This is a genomic window from Moritella yayanosii (genome assembly GCF_900465055.1).
GTDB classification, from domain to species: domain Bacteria; phylum Pseudomonadota; class Gammaproteobacteria; order Enterobacterales; family Moritellaceae; genus Moritella; species Moritella yayanosii.
The window spans coordinates 3,515,339-3,531,916 of sequence record NZ_LS483250.1; the positions used below are offsets into that span (position 1 = coordinate 3,515,339).

Genomic DNA, 16,578 nt, shown 5'->3' on the forward strand with positions numbered 1-16,578 from the left:
TGTTAATGGCAGCATATTGTTGCCGTGAAAATGTCTATGGTACCTGCATATGCATTATTTAATATGGCACATATTATACATTGTTTTTTACAGTCTGATGATATAAAGATAAATCAGCATTTGTTATTAATACTTTTATTTATCAATAATTAAAAGATGAATTTTGATTAATACTTTAGGTTTAATACTTTCGTTTACTGGAACTATACTCAAGTTGCGTCAAGTACAAATGTAAATATTTACGATTATCTTCATTGTCGAGTTGTATTGTGGGCAGTGACACTATATAATTCGCGGTCTCAAAATTAGTCAATTTTCTATACGTTCCTTGCCTCGATGGACCGACTAAGCCAGAGCCGAGGCTGATTAAACCCGTGAGGAGCTTACGATGCGTCATTACGAAATCGTATTTATGGTTCACCCAGATCAGAGTGAACAAGTTGCAGGCATGATTGAGCGTTATAGCGCTATCATCACTGAAGCAAATGGTACTATCCACCGTCTAGAAGACTGGGGTCGTCGCCAATTAGCATACCCAATCAACAAACTTCATAAAGCTCACTATGTTCTTATGAACATTGAAGCTGGCCAAGATGTTATTGATGAGCTAGAAAACAACTTCCGCTTTAACGACGCCGTTATCCGTAGCATGTTCCTACGTACTAAAGGTGTAGTTACTGAAGCTTCTCCAATGGCTAAAGCTAAAGAAGAACGCCGTGAAGCGCCTGCTGCTACTGAAGCAACAGCTGCTAAATAATAGCGTTTTAGCTATAGGTATTTGTTTGTTGGATAACATTTAGTTATCCAATTATTTGAGAAGATTTTAGGAGATTTTAATTATGGCACGTTTTTTCCGTCGTCGTAAATTCTGTCGTTTCACTTCTGAAGGTGTTACGGAGATTGATTATAAAGATATCGCTACGTTAAAAAACTACGTAACTGAAAGCGGTAAAATTGTACCAAGTCGTATTACTGGCACACGTGCTAAGTACCAACGTCAACTTGGTCGTGCGATCAAACGCGCACGTTACTTGTCTCTACTTCCATACACTGACTTACATAAGTAAGCTTTTGTTTGGTCGTCAAGACTAACTCTACATTTCTGAGGAAAGGTAATGAAAGTAATTTTATTAGACAAGATCGCTAAATTAGGTACATTAGGCGAGACTGTTAACGTTAAAGCTGGTTATGCTCGTAACTTCCTTTTACCAAAAGGTAAAGCGGTTCTAGCAACTAAAGCAAACGTTGAATCTTTCGAAGCACGTCGCGCTGAACTAGAAGCTAACGTAGCTGCTATTAAGGCAACTGCTGAAGCTAAAGCTGCAACAATCAACGCTCTAGAAGCTGTTGTAATTGCAACTAAAGCTGGTGACGAAGGTAAACTATTCGGTTCTATCGGTACTCGTGACATCGCTGACGCGATCGTTGCTGCTGGTGTTGAAGTTGCTAAAAGTGAAGTTCGTCTTCCTGAAGGCGCTTTACGTACTATTGGTGCGTTCGAAATCAGCATCCAAGTACACAGCGAAGTATTCGCTACAGTGAACTTAGAAGTTGTAGCTGCAGCTTAATTTAAAGTATCACTTTAGATTAATCTCAGTATAAAGCCATGGTGTAAACCATGGCTTTTTTTATGCCTGTAATTTGAGAGACGAACGATGTGATAAACGGCGTTCTCAACACCGTCAGGAAAAATAACGGTGAGCGGACTATTTGGGATAACCGGTATTATTTTGGGTAGCCAGTGATGGTACGAATAGACTGGTATAACGGCTGCAGTTGTTTATACATTTTCAAATAGACTTGCTTATAAAGTGCATCATAAGTCGCCACGATCTCTGGTTGCGGTTGAAATACCTTATTTACCCGCGTCATCCCCGCAATCGCCTGATCAAAATTGGCATAAATCCCGAGTCCAACTGCGGTCACAATAGCAGCACCTAAGCCTGATGTTTCAAAGGTATGTGGGCGTTCTGCGGGCATGTTAAAAATATTGGCGGTTAACTGCATCACCACATCACTTTGAGAACCGCCCCCTGATACCCGTAGCGTGGTTATGTTAACCTTATTACGCTTGCTGATCCGCTCTTTACCTTCGCGTAATGCATAGGCAAGTCCTTCTAAGATCGCGCGGTAAATATGGGTTCGTGTATGCACATCACCAAAACCAATAATACTGCCTTTAGCTTCTGGACCCGGATCACGCGCGCCAGGTGTCCAATAGGGTTGTAACATCAGCCCCATAGAACCGGCTGGAATGTCTGTGACTAAGCGATCGAATAATACTTCTGGGGCAATACCTTCGGCATCCGCGAGATGTTGTTCCCGTAAACCAAACTCTTTTTTAAACCAACTGATCAACCAAAAACCACGATAAATCATCACCTCGGAAGAATAATGGCGTGGGATCGCGGAAGGAAATGGCGGTAAATGCGGCGTGGCTTCCACGTATTTGTCTGTGGTGATATTAATGGTCGCCGTGGTGCCATAACTTAAACAAGCGATGTGGGGACGGTTACCACCAGAGCCGATAATTTCGCAAGCCTTGTCTGATGCCGAGGCTATCACCGGTAATCCAGCCGGAATACCGGTATACGCGGCGGCATCTTCGGTGACATGACCAATAAGTTCTCCGGGTTCGATCAGTTTAGGTAACATCTGCGGATCTATCGCTAACATATCCCAACGCCAATCCGACTTTTTTAACCACGCCAGTTTTTTGTAATCAAACGGTATATAACCGACTTGGCTGCCGATGGAATCAACAATATTGTCGGTAAATTTATAATTTAAAAACCCCGATAACAGGAGATACTTGGATGTATCACGCCAGATGTCGGGCTGATTTTGACGGATCCAAATGGCTTGTGATTTTTCTTGAAAACGTTGAATAATGTCTTCGACACGGGCAATTTTAAATAACCAGTTCCATGGCCATTGTATTGCTTCTTGCTGCGCATGACGTTGATCTAACCAGATGATCGCTGGGCGTAATGCGTTACCATCACTATCGAGGTTGATCACTGTGCCGCGTTGGGTGGTGATCGACATACCGGCAATATCTTGTTTACCGATCTCGGGGTATTGTTTCAGATCTTGCCACAGTAGATCACAGGCCTGCTTGACGGCTAGCCAGTAGTAATCAGGATCCTGCTCGGCCCAACCAGGCTGCGCTGAAAAGTACGGGCTGATCACTTGCTGGCCTTTGGCGATCAAATTGCCTTGCTGATCAAAAAGTAGTGCGCGAACACTTTGAGTGCCATTATCAATACTTAACAAATAACCTGATTGTCGGTCCGATGTTAATCGTGATGCTGCTGGAGTACTACTGTCCATGTAAATTCTCTCTGACTAAGTTAGTTGGCAACTACGTTAGCGGAACTAACGTCCTGTGTGGATAAAAGCTGGCGATGTTTTGGCAAACTATAGTAACGCTGAATGATGTCTTGATAGCGACTTAACTCTTGTTGCCACTGACCTTCATTCCAGTGTAACGCGGTTTGGCAAAGCGGCTGTAATTGCGCGAATAACTGTTCGCCACCTGCCACTAATAATAACCCGATGCGAGTACGACGTAACAGTAGATCATCAAGGTGAACCACCATTTCGTGCTGCAAACTCCATTTAAGCTCGGCAAGTAGGGTATTGGTAGTGCCAATGGGTCTAAGTTCATTGTGTTCAGCGTTATTGATCAAGTGACTGTAGTGTTTACCATACTGACTTTTTAACCGCTGTATCTGTTGCTGATGTAAGATGCTGTCGACGGGTGTATCGGTGATAGTTTGAAATAGTTTGGCCGCTTGTAAGTCGATCAAGTTCATCTCTGGCAAGTAATGCTGGGCGACTTTTAATACATCAAGCGCGATCAATCTAAAGGTGGTGAGTTTGCCGCCAGCAACACTGATCAAGCCTTGTTCATTCCAGATTGAATGCTCACGTTTCTCATCTGAGGGTTTGATGTTTTTTAAGTTGTCGCTATTACTTACAACAGGGCGGATCCCAGCATAAGTGGAAATAACATCGGCTTCGCTGATATCGGCTTGTGGGAACTGCTTATTGATCCCGGTAAGTAAGTAATCGACTTCACTTTGACTGATACAGGGCTGTTGATCTAAATCGCTATCATGATCAAGATCCGTGGTACCAATCACAGTGCTATTTTCCCAAGGAAAGGCAAAGATAGGCCGTTTGTCTTCAGGGTGGAAGTAGCTCACTGAATAGGCCAGTGGTAAGCGCCAACTAGGAACAATTAAATGGCTGCCTCGTAACGGTCTAATGGCTTTTTTTGCGTGTAGTTGCTGGCGCAATTTATCGGTCCAAGGCCCAGTGGCATTGATCACCACTTTTGCTTGGAGATTGAATTTTTGCCCAGAGACCTGGTCCGCAACGTGAATGCCGGTCACTGTATCTGCGGTGAGAATAATGTGTTCAGCGCTAAGATAATTGATCGCTGTGCCACCACGTTCCTGTGCTTCTTGTAATACCCGCATAACCAACCTCGCATCATCCGTGACAGCATCAGCGAATTGGGTTGCTCCTTGCAGTTTGTGCTGCTCAATACCCGGCGCATGAAAGTCAGCAATGCCATGATTAATATAACGGTGATTACGTTTGCCACCAATCCAATCGTAGATAGTCAGTAAACTATTAAACACCAATGGTCCCGGAAATTGAGATTTATAATGGCCCATCAAAAATTGCAGTGGATTGACTAAACCAGGTAATTCGTTAAGTAATTTTTCGCGTTCCGTCACGGCATCCTTGGTCATATTATATTGACCGCTGCCCAAATAGCGTAATCCACCATGCACCATTTTTGAGGATTTGCTGGATGCCCCCCAAGCAAAGTCTTGTTGTTCAATTAACAAGACTTTTAATCCGGCTTGGCTGGCGGTTAACAGAATACCGGCACCGGTAATACCGCCACCCACGACGATCATATCCCACACCGTATTATCCGCGCCTTGTTGGACCTGAGAGAGGCGCTGTGCGCGACTAAAACTGGCTAATACATGACTCATATAACCTCCTAACTGACCTGTTCTTGTGGTTTGTTATCATCGTTTGTGGCGAGTGGCTTGGGAGTCGATGCAAGCAGGCAATGTGGATTCATGATCTGCTGTGGATCAAAAGTATCACACAGGGACTGAATCGCTTTGATGGTCAACGCGCCTTTTTCGGTGATTAAATAAGGTTGATGATCTTTACCGACGCCGTGTTGGTGACTAATGGTGCCTTTGTTATTAACAATGATCTCTGAGGTAGTGTGTTTTAACTTCGCCCATTGCGCTAAGGTTTGTTGGTAATCTTCACCGGCCTTGAAAATATAGGTGGTGTAAATACTAGACCCTTGTGGGTAAAAGTGGGACAGATGGGTAAACACATGCAGTTGTGGCGTGCCGGCTGTGGTACCGGTACTTGCATCTTGCGTTAATACGGTGCGTAAATTGGTTTCTATTTTGGCGATCAGATTATCGACGTTTTGCCAGTCAGTTGCTGTTTCTAACGTATCTACAACATAGCCTTTTTGCCACAATGCTTCGCGGAAGTAGGGCATGGTAAAGCGTTTTTCCGCCCATTTATTGCCCATGAATGAACCGGTATATAACCCTTTATGTGCTTTGGTTATTTTCTTCAATTGTTTTAATGCACTACGGCATTGGAATTTGGTCCCTGTTAAACCAAAAGTCATCATACACTTGCCTTCTTTGGTACCAAATATCGCCAGGGCTTTTTCGAGTAACGCGATCTGTTTTGCGTGTCCGGCTAAGGCGAGTTGAGTTTCGGTTTCAATGGCGTTACTCAGACGTAGCATCGACAGTTGAATATCGGCTTGGACTAATGTTTTGGCCGCGTCTTTGGCTTGCTGCCAGCTTGGGAAGAAAGTGACATAGAAGTTTTCTTGTGCGGCTAATTTACGTACGCGTACTTTGACTTCCGATAAGATGCCTATACGTCCTTCCGAGCCCATTAATAAGGCTTTAATATCGGGCCCTGCTGCCGACGCTGGGAAGGTGGGAATATCCAAGCGACCCACTGGGGTGATGACTTCACCACCGGCAAATAATTCTTCAATACGGCCATAGCGTAAAGACTGCTGACCACTCGAGCGGGTTACTACCCAGCCGCCAATGGTTGAAAGCTCAAAAGATTGTGGAAAATGGCCTAAGGTATAACCTTGTGCACGTAATTGCGATTCGACTTGTGGACCGGGAGTACCCGCCCCAAACGTGGCAATTTGGCTGTCAGTATCGAGCGCGATAAGTCTGTTCATCCGCCCCATATCAACGGTTAAGATCGCCTGTTCGGATGCAAATGGATTAATGTGACCCGCGACACTGGTGCCGCCACCATAAGGGATAACCAGAATATGGTGTTGTTGGCAAACGCTGAGAAGTTCGACTAAATCATCACTGTTTTCTGGGAACGCAACCCCATCGGGGAAATACTCAAAATCACCACTGCGCATGGCTAACCAGTCCGGTAAACTTTGTCCTCGGGCATGGCGAATACGACCTTCCGGATCACGATCAAATAACCGGTGATTTGGTAATCTGGACTCGGGTACTTGGTTAATGACATCCTCAAGTTTTGCATCTATTAATGGTGTTGTGCTACCGATTTTTGCCAGTAAAAAAGCATCTGCACTGCTTGGTAAATCTAATTTATTTGCTTCATCGCCCCAACCATTCCAACGTTTCATACTCTAATATTCCCTATAATATTACTGTGTAATATAAGTTTAAGTGCAAGGCCGGTTGATCGCATTGTCGGATTAAGCCAAGATAAGTATCAAATTAGGACTCACTCACAATACCTCAGGGTAATGCTCGTTATACTCATAAATTCGTATGGATAAGGATGATTCAGTTATGGTGGGGCTAGGTTCAGTATCGGTGCCGGTAGTAAAACAGTATTTACGCTATGTCGAAACCCTCGATATTGATGTGGCGGCATTGTTGTCGCGCAGTAATATTACCGCCACGACACTGACACACGAAAGTGAACGTATTACTGGTGAGCAATTGCAGACATTTTTAAGCAACCTGATTATTGCGACTGATGATCCGTTATTTGGCCTGAAAAGTGGCGCCTTTGTTGAACCTAGCTCTTACAGTGTGTTGGGTTATATTACGATGACTTGTGCCACGTTAAAACAAGTATTAGAGCGTATTCAGCCTTATGAAAAACTTGTTGGTGACATGGGCGTGACATCCATTCGTTATCAGCAGCAACAGATAGTGGTTAGCTGGCATTGCGCTTACACCGTTGCAGATGTGCGAGAGCTGATGGTCGATAACGTCTTTGCTTCTTGGCTGGCTTATGCGCGTTGGTTGTCTGGGCAGGATTTAGGTCCCGTTGCAGTACATTTACAGCGTGCTGAGCCAAGCGCTGAGATTATGCATTATTATCAGCAAATTTTTGCTTGCCCGGTATTGTTTGCACAACCAAGTAATAGTTTGGTGTTATCGCGTGATAACCTAAATATCCCGTTGCGACAGCCAGATCATAGTTTATTGCAAACCCTTGAATTGCATGCGGCAGGACAAGTTTCGGCACTGGGAGAGATGCATAGCTTTAGTGTCCAAGTTCACGATATTATCCGTATCCTGCTGTCGAAGGGCATCACCCGCAAAGATATGGTGGCCGCGCAGCTGAATATGAGTGAGAGAACGTTACAGCGAAAGCTGCAGCAAGAACAAACCAGTTATCAAAAGTTACTCGATGAAGCGCGGTTATCATTGGCTCAGCAGTACTTGACCAACAGCAAGTTAGGCATTGATGAGATTGCTATACTGTTGGGATTTAGTGAAACGCGTTCTTTTTTTCGTAGCTTTAAGTTATGGACAGGGCAAACCCCGAATGTTTATAGAGAGTGCGCAGAGAGTGTAGTTTACAAAAATCAGGTTAAATGAGTGATTTATAGTACGCAACCCTTTCATTTTTTGAGTATGAGGACTAAAATTTGCCACAAATAATAAAGTTAAACCCTATACTGCTTCACAGCAGGATGCAATTAGTGAGTATATGATGAAAAAAATTACAACAATGATCGTTGCGTTAACATGTTTAGTTCCTTCTCTTGCAATGGCTGGCGGTGATATCGCTGCTGGTAAAGCGAAAGCGGCTGTGTGCGCTGCTTGTCATGGTGCTGCAGGTATTTCTATTGTGCCTATGTACCCAAATCTAGCGGGTCAAAAAGAAATGTATTTAGTTAATGCATTAAAAGCCTATAAAACGGGTCAACGTACTGGCGGTATGGCGCCGATAATGGCTGGTCAAGCGATGGCATTATCTGACGCTGACATTAACAATGTAGCGGCGTACTTCTCAAGCTTAAAATAGTATTGCGTTGGTACCAACAGCCAATACATTAATAAAGCCTCGTGATGAGGCTTTTTTATTCATCAAAAAACTGTAAAATACCGCCCTTGACTAAATTTTTACCACTTCACCGGTTATTTTATTTCCCCTACAGGGATATTTTTAGGATAATAGCTAATCGCACTAAATTTCGTGAGCGCTAGCATGGCCGACAAACGTCAAAATCAGTTTCAAAATCAGTTTTCAAAAGATAAAAATAGAAAAGACAGTGCTGTTGATGCGCTAAAAGTGCCGCCGCATTCGTTTGAGGCGGAGCAATCGGTGTTAGGTGGCTTATTCATTGATAATGAAGCCTGGGATCGTGTAACCGAATTTGTGGTGGCGAAAGATTTTTACAGTCGCCCACATCAGCTTATCTTCGAAGCAATGGGGAAGCTGGTGGATCAGCATATCCCGCTGGACATTATTACCGTTTCCGAATGGTTAGATAACGAAGAACTGCTCGATGATGCGGGTGGTTTTGCGTACCTGGGCGATATTACTAAAAATACCCCAAGTGCATCGAACATTACCGCTTATGCCAACATTGTGCGTGAGCGTGCGATAATACGTGAACTTATTGCGGTTGCCAATGATATCAGTGAGTCAGGTTATGAGCCACAAGGGCGTAAAAGTACCGACCTACTTGATTTAGCTGAAAGTAAAGTATTCCAAATTGCAGAATCAAGACAGAGCGAAGGCCAGGGCCCAAAGAACTTAGAAAGCGTACTGCAAGAAACCGTTGATAAAATCGAAGCGCTTTACCAAACCCCACATGACGGTGTGACCGGGGTTGCGTCTGGTTATCATGCTCTTGATTCGATGACGACTGGCTTCCAACCGTCTGATTTGATTATTATCGCAGCCCGGCCATCCATGGGAAAGTGTATTGTTTCTGGCTCGAAAATCTTAGATCCATTAACCGGTCAATTGAATAGTATTGACGATCTTGTTACATGCGAGCAAGCAAACCTAGCCACAGTTAATAACGATTACACACTATCTATCACTCAAGCATCGGCATTTGTTGATGATGGTATTAAACCGGTATTCCGCGTTAAAACAGCATTAGGTCGAGAAATATCGACGACACTGACGCATCCGTTTTTAACCGGGAATGGCTGGCGACCTCTGGCAGAAATTACGGTTGGTGAAAAAGTTGCGGTACCACGCGAGTTACCTTATTTTGGTGATAAAGCGATGCCTGAGCATGAAGTTAAAGCATTAGCGTATTTTATTGCTGACGGTGGTACGACACAATCTAATCCTATGTTTACCAATGTGAACCCTGTGATTAGTCAGGATTTCATCAATGCCATTGAGCAATTTGATGCAGTGTCAGTGAAACCGGTATTAGCAGAAGATAGAACACCAGCATTTAGAGTCAGCGCCGAATCGTCACAAGTTGAAGCGTATAGAAGCCAATTTGCAACATTGCTAACGCAGTCCATGACAGCTCAAAATATCACCGGTAATGATCTTGCTGGGCTATTATCGGTTAGTAAGGCGAGTATCAGCCAGTGGTGTAATGGTCATTGTGTGCCAGAAAAAAGTACATTAACGGTATTACTCGAAAAACTTAATTTTACATTAGCTGATGCAGGCGTACCAAGTTATGCTGCAATGGCGAAGAACAGTATCAATAGCGTGACACAATGGTTAATCGCACATGCTGTATGGCATAAAAGTGCATTAGAAAAAGCCATCCCTGACGTGGTTTATTGTTTACCAAAATTACAATTAGCATTATTCATCAATCGTCTATTTAGCTGTGATGGTAGTGCCTTTGTTCAAGCCAATAACCAAGCACGATTAAGTTACTCTTCTTCGAGTTATGCACTGGTTCATGGCTTACAACACCTATTACTGCGTTTCGGCATTATTGCTAAAGTGCGTGAAAAAACAAGTAACTATGATGGTGCCACTCCGTACGAATTAGAGGTGCTTGATCAGCAAAGTATCCAACTATTCATCAGTGAAATCGGTATTTTTTCGAAAGAACAAGCACTCGAAAAAGTATTACAGTTATTAGCGGATAAAGCGCAGCACACCAATAAAGACACCATGCCTGAGTCTGTCAATCAGTATATTTTGCTGAAAAAAGCGGACCGCTCGTGGCGAGAGTTGTTTATTGCAGCAGGTAAAGCCTATCCAGAGGGTTATAACCCTCATCTGCACGGTGAAAATGCCAGAGGCATATCTCGTCGTCGCTTAGCTTTGTTTGCTGAATTATTACAAGATGATTATCTTCAACAGTTAAGTCTATCAGACTTATACTGGGATGAAATTGTTGCGATTGAGCCTCAAGGTGATAAGCAGGTTTATGACTTGACTGTGCCAGACACGCATAATTTTATTGCTGAAGATATTTGTATTCATAACACGACGTTCGCGATGAATTTATGTGAGCACGCGGCGTTGAATGAAGATAAACCCGTGGTTATTTTTTCGCTGGAAATGCCGGCAGAACAGATCATGATGCGTATGCTCGCGTCACTGGGTAAAATTAACCAAACTAAAGTACGTACTGGTCAATTAGATGATGATGATTGGGCGCGTTTATCTGCGACCATGAAGAGCATGCTGGAACAGGGGAAAATGTACATTGATGATAGTTCTGGTTTGACCCCGACTGAAGTACGTTCGCGCTCACGTCGTATTGCCCGTGATCACGGTGGTATCAGCATGATCATGATTGACTACTTACAACTTATGCGCGTACCAGCGTTAAGTGAAAACAGAACCTTGGAAATTGCCGAAATTTCTCGTTCATTAAAATCGCTGGCCAAGGAACTTAAATGTCCTGTGATTGCCTTATCACAGTTGAACCGCTCGTTGGAACAACGCGCCGATAAACGTCCGGTTAACTCGGATCTTCGTGAATCAGGCTCTATTGAGCAGGATGCCGATTTAATTATGTTTATTTATCGTGATGAAGTTTATAACGATGATTCGTCAGATAAAGGCACTGCCGAAATCATTATCGGTAAACAACGTAACGGCCCGATTGGTAAAATAAGATTGACCTTTAACGGTGAATTCTCGCGCTTTGATAACTTCACTGGTCCTGCTTATGATGATGATTATTAAGGAATAGATATGCGTTCAGCAACGGCTGAAATATGTTTGCAGTCATTGCAGCATAATGTTCAAAAAATAAAAAATATTGCCCCGCACAGTAAAATAATGGCTGTGGTGAAGGCGAATGCTTATGGTCATGGTCTGCTTGCAGTGGCGTCTGCGCTTACTGATGTGGATGCATTTGCGGTGGCTCGTGTAGAAGAAGCGTTAACCCTACGCAGTGGTGGTATTGTAAAACCGATCTTATTACTGGAAGGTTTCTTTTCAACTGATGAATTACCGATCTTGGTGGCGAATAATATTCAAACCACGGTACACATTGAACAACAACTTGACGAACTCGAACAAGCTGATTTAGACGCGCCTATTCATGTCTGGTTGAAGATGGATACCGGTATGCACCGTTTGGGGATCCGTCCTGACAACTGTAAACGTGCCATTGAGCGTTTGAAAAATAACCCTAATGTAGTGCAACCCGCACGGTTGATGACCCATTTTAGTTGTGCGGATGAAACTGACCCGAGTATCACTCAACGTCAAATTAATATATTTGACGAGTTAGTGGCTGGTGAAGAGGGTGAACATTCTATTGCTAACTCTGCAGGTGTGTTGGCTTGGCCAAGTGCACATCGGGACTGGATCAGGCCTGGTATTATGCTTTATGGTGTGTCACCGATGATCGGCGCCACCGCAGTCGAACATGATTTAAAGCCAGTGATGACATTAACCACAGACTTAATTGCCGTGCACGATATTAAAAAAGGTGAAACTACGGGTTATGGTGGTATTTGGAGTGCATCAACAGATACCCGCTTAGGCGTTGTTGCTGTAGGTTATGGTGATGGTTACCCTCGCATGGCACCAGAAGGTACACCGGTATTAGTTAATGGCCGTATCGTGCCCATTGTTGGGCGTGTTTCTATGGATATGTTAACGGTAGACTTAGGCGCGCAATGCCAAGATAAAGTCGGTGATAAAGTCATTATGTGGGGAGCAGGGTTACCAGCAGAATTAGTTGCTGAGCACATAGGAACCATTGCATATGAACTAGTCACTAAGCTGACACAGCGAGTTACGCTCAAATATGTATAAAAAAAAGTGGGCTGTGATCTCTTTACTTTCATTCGTCAGATGAACGAAAGTTAAGTAATATCAATGTATTATATTTATAAGTAACACTGAGTCATGAATTGCAATGCAATAAGTAGGTTGAAATATGCGTGTTGTATCTGCAATTTGTTAATTAATTACGCTATGATGAGCTAGAGCTAAAACTCTAACTCTTTTATTTTAGACCATTATTGGTCGAAAATAGTAAATTATTGTTTTATTTCGTCGATATTTAGTAATTAGCGCAAAGTTGATATAGATTTATCTAAAAGTTGCGATTAAGCTTCTTTTATCTCACTTTTTATCATTTTATTTGTACAGCAGTAAGAGGGCATATGACAGAGAATAATACGATGCAAAGAAATCTTCCTCGGCAGGAAAGAAGCCTTGAAAGAGTAAAACAGATTATTGATTCAGCTGCAGCCTTGTTTGATGAAATTGGTATCGCGAATGCGACCCCTTCTGATATTGCTAAAGCATCGGGTTTAACCAGAACATCTTTGTACCGCTACTTTCCTAATAAAGCATCAATTATTCGAGCATTGGCTGAACGTCATCTACAGGCATTGGAATTACGTTTCTCCGCAGTCGCCAGTGATTTACTCCTTGAAGACCGTATCGAACTGGTTATCGAAATTTATGCTGAATTCTACCAGAATGAACCGGGTTATATGGCGGTTTGGTCAGGTGTTGATTCATTACCTGAACTTAAAAGTATTGACCAGTCAGCACTCGATTTTCATTCCGCAGTGATTCAAAAGCAAATGGTGAGCATTGTCGCTGATGATCTGGATACTGAACAGATCAAAATGATCTCGGTTATCTTACCGCGTACTGTCGGCTCAATATTACGCCTGGCTGTTCAGGAACCTGAATTAGCGGATAAATATGTCCGTGAAGCAAAACTACTAGCGAAAGTATACTTGACGCATTACGCGGACTTAGCGGCTTATAAGCTTAAGGTTAATCAAAACGATGATTAACAACATAACGGCGTTTATTGTTGTCATGTTAGCCCACTAGATACGAATCTTAACCGAATAAACTAGCTGTGTTGTATGATATATACTCAAGTTACTTCCAGATGCTTGTGTATAGAAACTGCTAGGTACCCGCCTCAATTAGCAGTGGATGCTGATGCTTAAATAATGGAATTGTTTTTATGCCTATCTCTTATGTTGAACCCGTATTTCGTCCGCCGAGTGAATGGCGCTCACTGATCTTACAAGTCGCCAATGGTTGTTCTTGGAATAACTGCACTTTTTGCGATATGTATACCCAACCGCAAAAAAAATTTCGCGCTAAAAAGATTGCCGATATCGAGGCAGAAATTTTAAGTGTTGTTGCTAGCGGTCAAAAGCATCAGCGCGTTTTCCTCGCTGATGGTGATGCTATGACATTACCGTTTAAACGGTTAAAAGAGATCTTGCTATTGATCCGCAAGCACATGCCCCATGTGCAAAGAGTCAGTGCTTATTGCCTACCTCGTAATATCAAAAGTAAATCATTGGCAGAACTTTATGAGTTATGCAATCTAGGTTTAGGCATTGTTTATGTCGGCTGTGAAAGTGGTGATGATGAAGTATTAGCATTAGTTGAGAAAGGCGAAACTTACGCTTCACAACTCGATGCGTTATACAAACTTAAAGGCGCAGGCATTAAAACCTCGGTGATGATATTAAATGGCTTAGGTGGCACTGAGTTTACTGAGCAGCATGCATTAAATTCAGCCCGCTTAATGAACGAAGCACAGCCTGATTATTTGTCCATATTAGTCGTGTCTTTTCCATTAGGACAAGCCAAGTTTGCCAACAATTTCGTCAATGGTTTCCAGTTACCTGATCAGCATGGGTTATTTTTAGAAATGCAAATGTTGTTAGAAAATCTAGACCTGAAGAATACCGTATTCAGATCTGACCATGCTTCTAACTACTTATCTTTGAAAGGGACGTTAGGGCAAGATAAAGCACAATTATTAGCGCAGGTACGCAGTGCAATTGAAACCCCAGAACAAAGTAATCTGCGTAAAGAGTGGCAGCGCGGGTTATAACTGTCATATGTTCAACATTTAGCGCTGCTACTATCACAGTAATTTAGAAAAAAGTAGCAGACCAGATGACAACCAGAAAGGGCAGTGCTATGGTTGCTAAGATTATATTAATAATGATTGCCTTATGATTACTAACTGTTTGATAGTTTTTGTCTATTAAAATGATTGACTCAAACAATTGGTTTAAAATTATATTTAATGTGAAAATTATGCCGTAAATAAGCGGATATTTAATTAATTTTAGGAGATTAAAATGGTTTTAGTAGGACGTCAAGCACCTGATTTTACAGCTGCAGCAGTACTTGGTAACGGCGAAATCGTTGATAACTTTAACTTTGCTGAATTCACTAAAGGTAAATCAGCGGTTGTATTTTTCTACCCACTTGATTTCACATTCGTTTGCCCATCAGAGCTAATCGCTTTTGATCACCGTCTAGAAGAATTCCAAAAACGTGGTGTTGAAGTTATCGGTGTTTCAATCGATTCACAATTCAGCCACAACGCATGGCGTAACACTTCGGTTGAAGATGGCGGTATCGGTCCAGTTAAATACCCACTAGTAGCAGACGTTAAACACGAGATTTGTCAAGCATATGGTGTTGAACATCCAGAAGCTGGTGTGGCTTTCCGTGGTTCTTTCTTAATCGACACAAAAGGCGTTGTTCGTCACCAAGTTGTTAACGACCTTCCTTTAGGCCGTAACATCGACGAAATGCTACGTATGGTTGATGCACTAAACTTCCATGAGAAAAATGGTGAAGTTTGTCCTGCACAATGGGAAGTTGGTAAAGAAGCAATGGAAGCATCTCCAGAAGGCGTTGCTAAATACCTAAGCAAAAATGCTAAAAGTCTATAATTTGTACTTAACTTGTTAGGTAAAAATTTAGTCTAATAAAAAAGCCAATCTCATCGAGATTGGCTTTTTAGTATTGAATAATGTCGTTTTAAAGAACGTTTAAATTGAGTTAGCTATCAAAGCATATCTCAATTGACGCATTACCGAATACACTGGTCAGTGGCAGCAATAATTTTGGCCCTTCAGATTTATGCGTAATGGTATGATCTTTACCTGAGACCACGATTGGGGTCGACATATCAAAATCAAAGCCTTTATCAGCTAAAATACGTTTTGCACCACCTGTAACCATGTTAGTGATCTCACCCACCATATCAATCACTTCAGCATCAATTTTAGCGGGTTTCTCACCCAGCATGTTATTCATGATCGCTAAGGCTAATGATTCATCAAAGGTGAGTGAAAATGAGCCTTTTGCTTGGGTAGACATCATGCCCATAATGCCCGTGATATCACCCTTGGCTTTATCATCTTTTTTTAGTCTTGGTTTACCGGGAGTTAATTCCACTTGTGCCATGGTACTTAGCACGTTCAATAAAGACGCGATAAATGGATTAATAAACTCTACACGCATAGTTAGCTCTTCCTGAAATTAAAATTATTCGCGACAATCAGCACAAATACCGTGTGCTTCAACTGTTTTAGTCGTAATGGAAAAACCATGTTCATCAGCAAGTGATTGTAGTAATTCTTCTATTTCTGCATTGTGTAATTCAATAACGCTACCACAACTCTTACATAAGAGTAGTTGTGAAGGGTGCTTTTCACCAAAATTTGGGCATAAAATAAAGGCGTTACTTGATTCTATCTTATGGATAAATTCTTCTTCGAGTAGAAAATCGAGGGCGCGATAAACGGTCGGTGGTTTTGCGTTTGGTTCTAATAGTTGCAGTTGAGCAAGCAGGTCATAAGCACTGATCATGGCGTTGTGCTGTGCCATCAACATGAAAATTTGTTGCCTAATTGGGGTGAAGCGAACTGCACGGGTAATACAAAGTTGCTGCGCTCTGTAGAGTAAATTGTTCGCTGAATCTGTCATAGGAACCATTAAAATAGCGGATAAAGGATGATGCTAACACACTCGAGGTTTTTTTCTAATTACAATACATTAAAAATAGCA

General features: G+C 42.4%; 15 protein-coding genes. 10 read left to right on the forward strand and 5 right to left on the reverse strand.

What is annotated here, in order from left to right:
- The first annotated feature begins 388 nt into the window (after nucleotides 1-388).
- The 3 genes from rpsF to rplI all read left to right on the forward strand — a co-directional run bounded on the left by rpsF (nucleotide 389) and on the right by rplI (nucleotide 1,568).
- Nucleotides 389-757, forward strand: coding sequence for a 30S ribosomal protein S6 (rpsF, locus tag MORIYA_RS16305; protein ID WP_112716853.1), 369 nt, complete (start codon nucleotides 389-391; stop codon nucleotides 755-757).
- 82 nt (nucleotides 758-839) lie between these two features.
- Entirely contained in the window at nucleotides 840-1,067 is a 228-nt protein-coding gene (rpsR, locus tag MORIYA_RS16310) for a 30S ribosomal protein S18 (RefSeq protein ID WP_006030173.1), read from the forward strand.
- A gap of 48 nt (nucleotides 1,068-1,115) precedes the next feature.
- On the forward strand, nucleotides 1,116-1,568 hold the full coding sequence (gene rplI, locus MORIYA_RS16315; RefSeq protein ID WP_112716855.1) for a 50S ribosomal protein L9: 453 nt from the start codon (nucleotides 1,116-1,118) through the stop codon (nucleotides 1,566-1,568).
- Between the two features lie 157 nt (nucleotides 1,569-1,725).
- Here rplI and MORIYA_RS16320 read toward each other — a convergent pair whose 3' ends face one another.
- From MORIYA_RS16320 to MORIYA_RS16330, 3 genes are read right to left on the reverse strand one after another with little or no spacing between them, the layout of a single operon-like run.
- Nucleotides 1,726-3,333, reverse strand: a complete 1,608-nt coding sequence (locus MORIYA_RS16320; RefSeq protein WP_112716857.1) for an FGGY-family carbohydrate kinase — start codon at nucleotides 3,331-3,333, stop codon at nucleotides 1,726-1,728.
- Between the two features lie 20 nt (nucleotides 3,334-3,353).
- Nucleotides 3,354-5,018, reverse strand: coding sequence for a glycerol-3-phosphate dehydrogenase/oxidase (locus MORIYA_RS16325; protein WP_112716859.1), 1,665 nt, complete (start codon nucleotides 5,016-5,018; stop codon nucleotides 3,354-3,356).
- 8 nt (nucleotides 5,019-5,026) lie between these two features.
- The gene (locus MORIYA_RS16330; protein WP_112716861.1) at nucleotides 5,027-6,700 is read right to left on the reverse strand and encodes an FAD-binding oxidoreductase; all 1,674 of its coding nucleotides are present in this window, start codon (nucleotides 6,698-6,700) and stop codon (nucleotides 5,027-5,029) included.
- A gap of 169 nt (nucleotides 6,701-6,869) precedes the next feature.
- Between MORIYA_RS16330 and MORIYA_RS16335 the strand changes: the two genes are divergently transcribed.
- The 7 genes from MORIYA_RS16335 to MORIYA_RS16365 all read left to right on the forward strand — a co-directional run bounded on the left by MORIYA_RS16335 (nucleotide 6,870) and on the right by MORIYA_RS16365 (nucleotide 15,458).
- On the forward strand, nucleotides 6,870-7,913 hold the full coding sequence (locus tag MORIYA_RS16335; protein WP_112716863.1) for an AraC family transcriptional regulator: 1,044 nt from the start codon (nucleotides 6,870-6,872) through the stop codon (nucleotides 7,911-7,913).
- Nucleotides 7,914-8,028: 115 nt separating this feature from the next.
- Nucleotides 8,029-8,343 carry a c-type cytochrome gene (locus MORIYA_RS16340; protein WP_112716865.1) on the forward strand — a complete coding sequence of 105 codons (315 nt, stop codon included), beginning with the start codon at nucleotides 8,029-8,031 and terminating at the stop codon, nucleotides 8,341-8,343.
- A 183-nt stretch (nucleotides 8,344-8,526) separates the two neighbouring features.
- Nucleotides 8,527-11,451: a replicative DNA helicase gene (gene dnaB, locus MORIYA_RS16345; RefSeq protein ID WP_232011651.1), complete on the forward strand. Its 2,925-nt coding sequence runs from the start codon at nucleotides 8,527-8,529 to the stop codon at nucleotides 11,449-11,451.
- 9 nt (nucleotides 11,452-11,460) lie between these two features.
- Nucleotides 11,461-12,534, forward strand: a complete 1,074-nt coding sequence (gene alr / locus MORIYA_RS16350; protein WP_112716867.1) for an alanine racemase — start codon at nucleotides 11,461-11,463, stop codon at nucleotides 12,532-12,534.
- 353 nt (nucleotides 12,535-12,887) lie between these two features.
- The gene (locus MORIYA_RS16355) at nucleotides 12,888-13,535 is read left to right on the forward strand and encodes a TetR/AcrR family transcriptional regulator (protein ID WP_112716869.1); all 648 of its coding nucleotides are present in this window, start codon (nucleotides 12,888-12,890) and stop codon (nucleotides 13,533-13,535) included.
- A gap of 179 nt (nucleotides 13,536-13,714) precedes the next feature.
- A complete protein-coding gene (locus MORIYA_RS16360) occupies nucleotides 13,715-14,602 on the forward strand; it encodes a radical SAM protein (RefSeq protein WP_112716871.1) in 888 nt (295 codons plus the stop codon).
- 253 nt (nucleotides 14,603-14,855) lie between these two features.
- Complete coding sequence (locus MORIYA_RS16365) at nucleotides 14,856-15,458, forward strand: peroxiredoxin C (RefSeq protein WP_112716873.1); 603 nt, start codon at nucleotides 14,856-14,858, stop codon at nucleotides 15,456-15,458.
- 109 nt (nucleotides 15,459-15,567) lie between these two features.
- Here MORIYA_RS16365 and MORIYA_RS16370 read toward each other — a convergent pair whose 3' ends face one another.
- The gene (locus tag MORIYA_RS16370) at nucleotides 15,568-16,032 is read right to left on the reverse strand and encodes a chemotaxis protein CheX (protein WP_112716875.1); all 465 of its coding nucleotides are present in this window, start codon (nucleotides 16,030-16,032) and stop codon (nucleotides 15,568-15,570) included.
- Nucleotides 16,033-16,056: 24 nt separating this feature from the next.
- The gene (gene zur, locus MORIYA_RS16375) at nucleotides 16,057-16,497 is read right to left on the reverse strand and encodes a zinc uptake transcriptional repressor Zur (protein ID WP_162629284.1); all 441 of its coding nucleotides are present in this window, start codon (nucleotides 16,495-16,497) and stop codon (nucleotides 16,057-16,059) included.
- Nucleotides 16,498-16,578 lie beyond the last annotated feature (81 nt).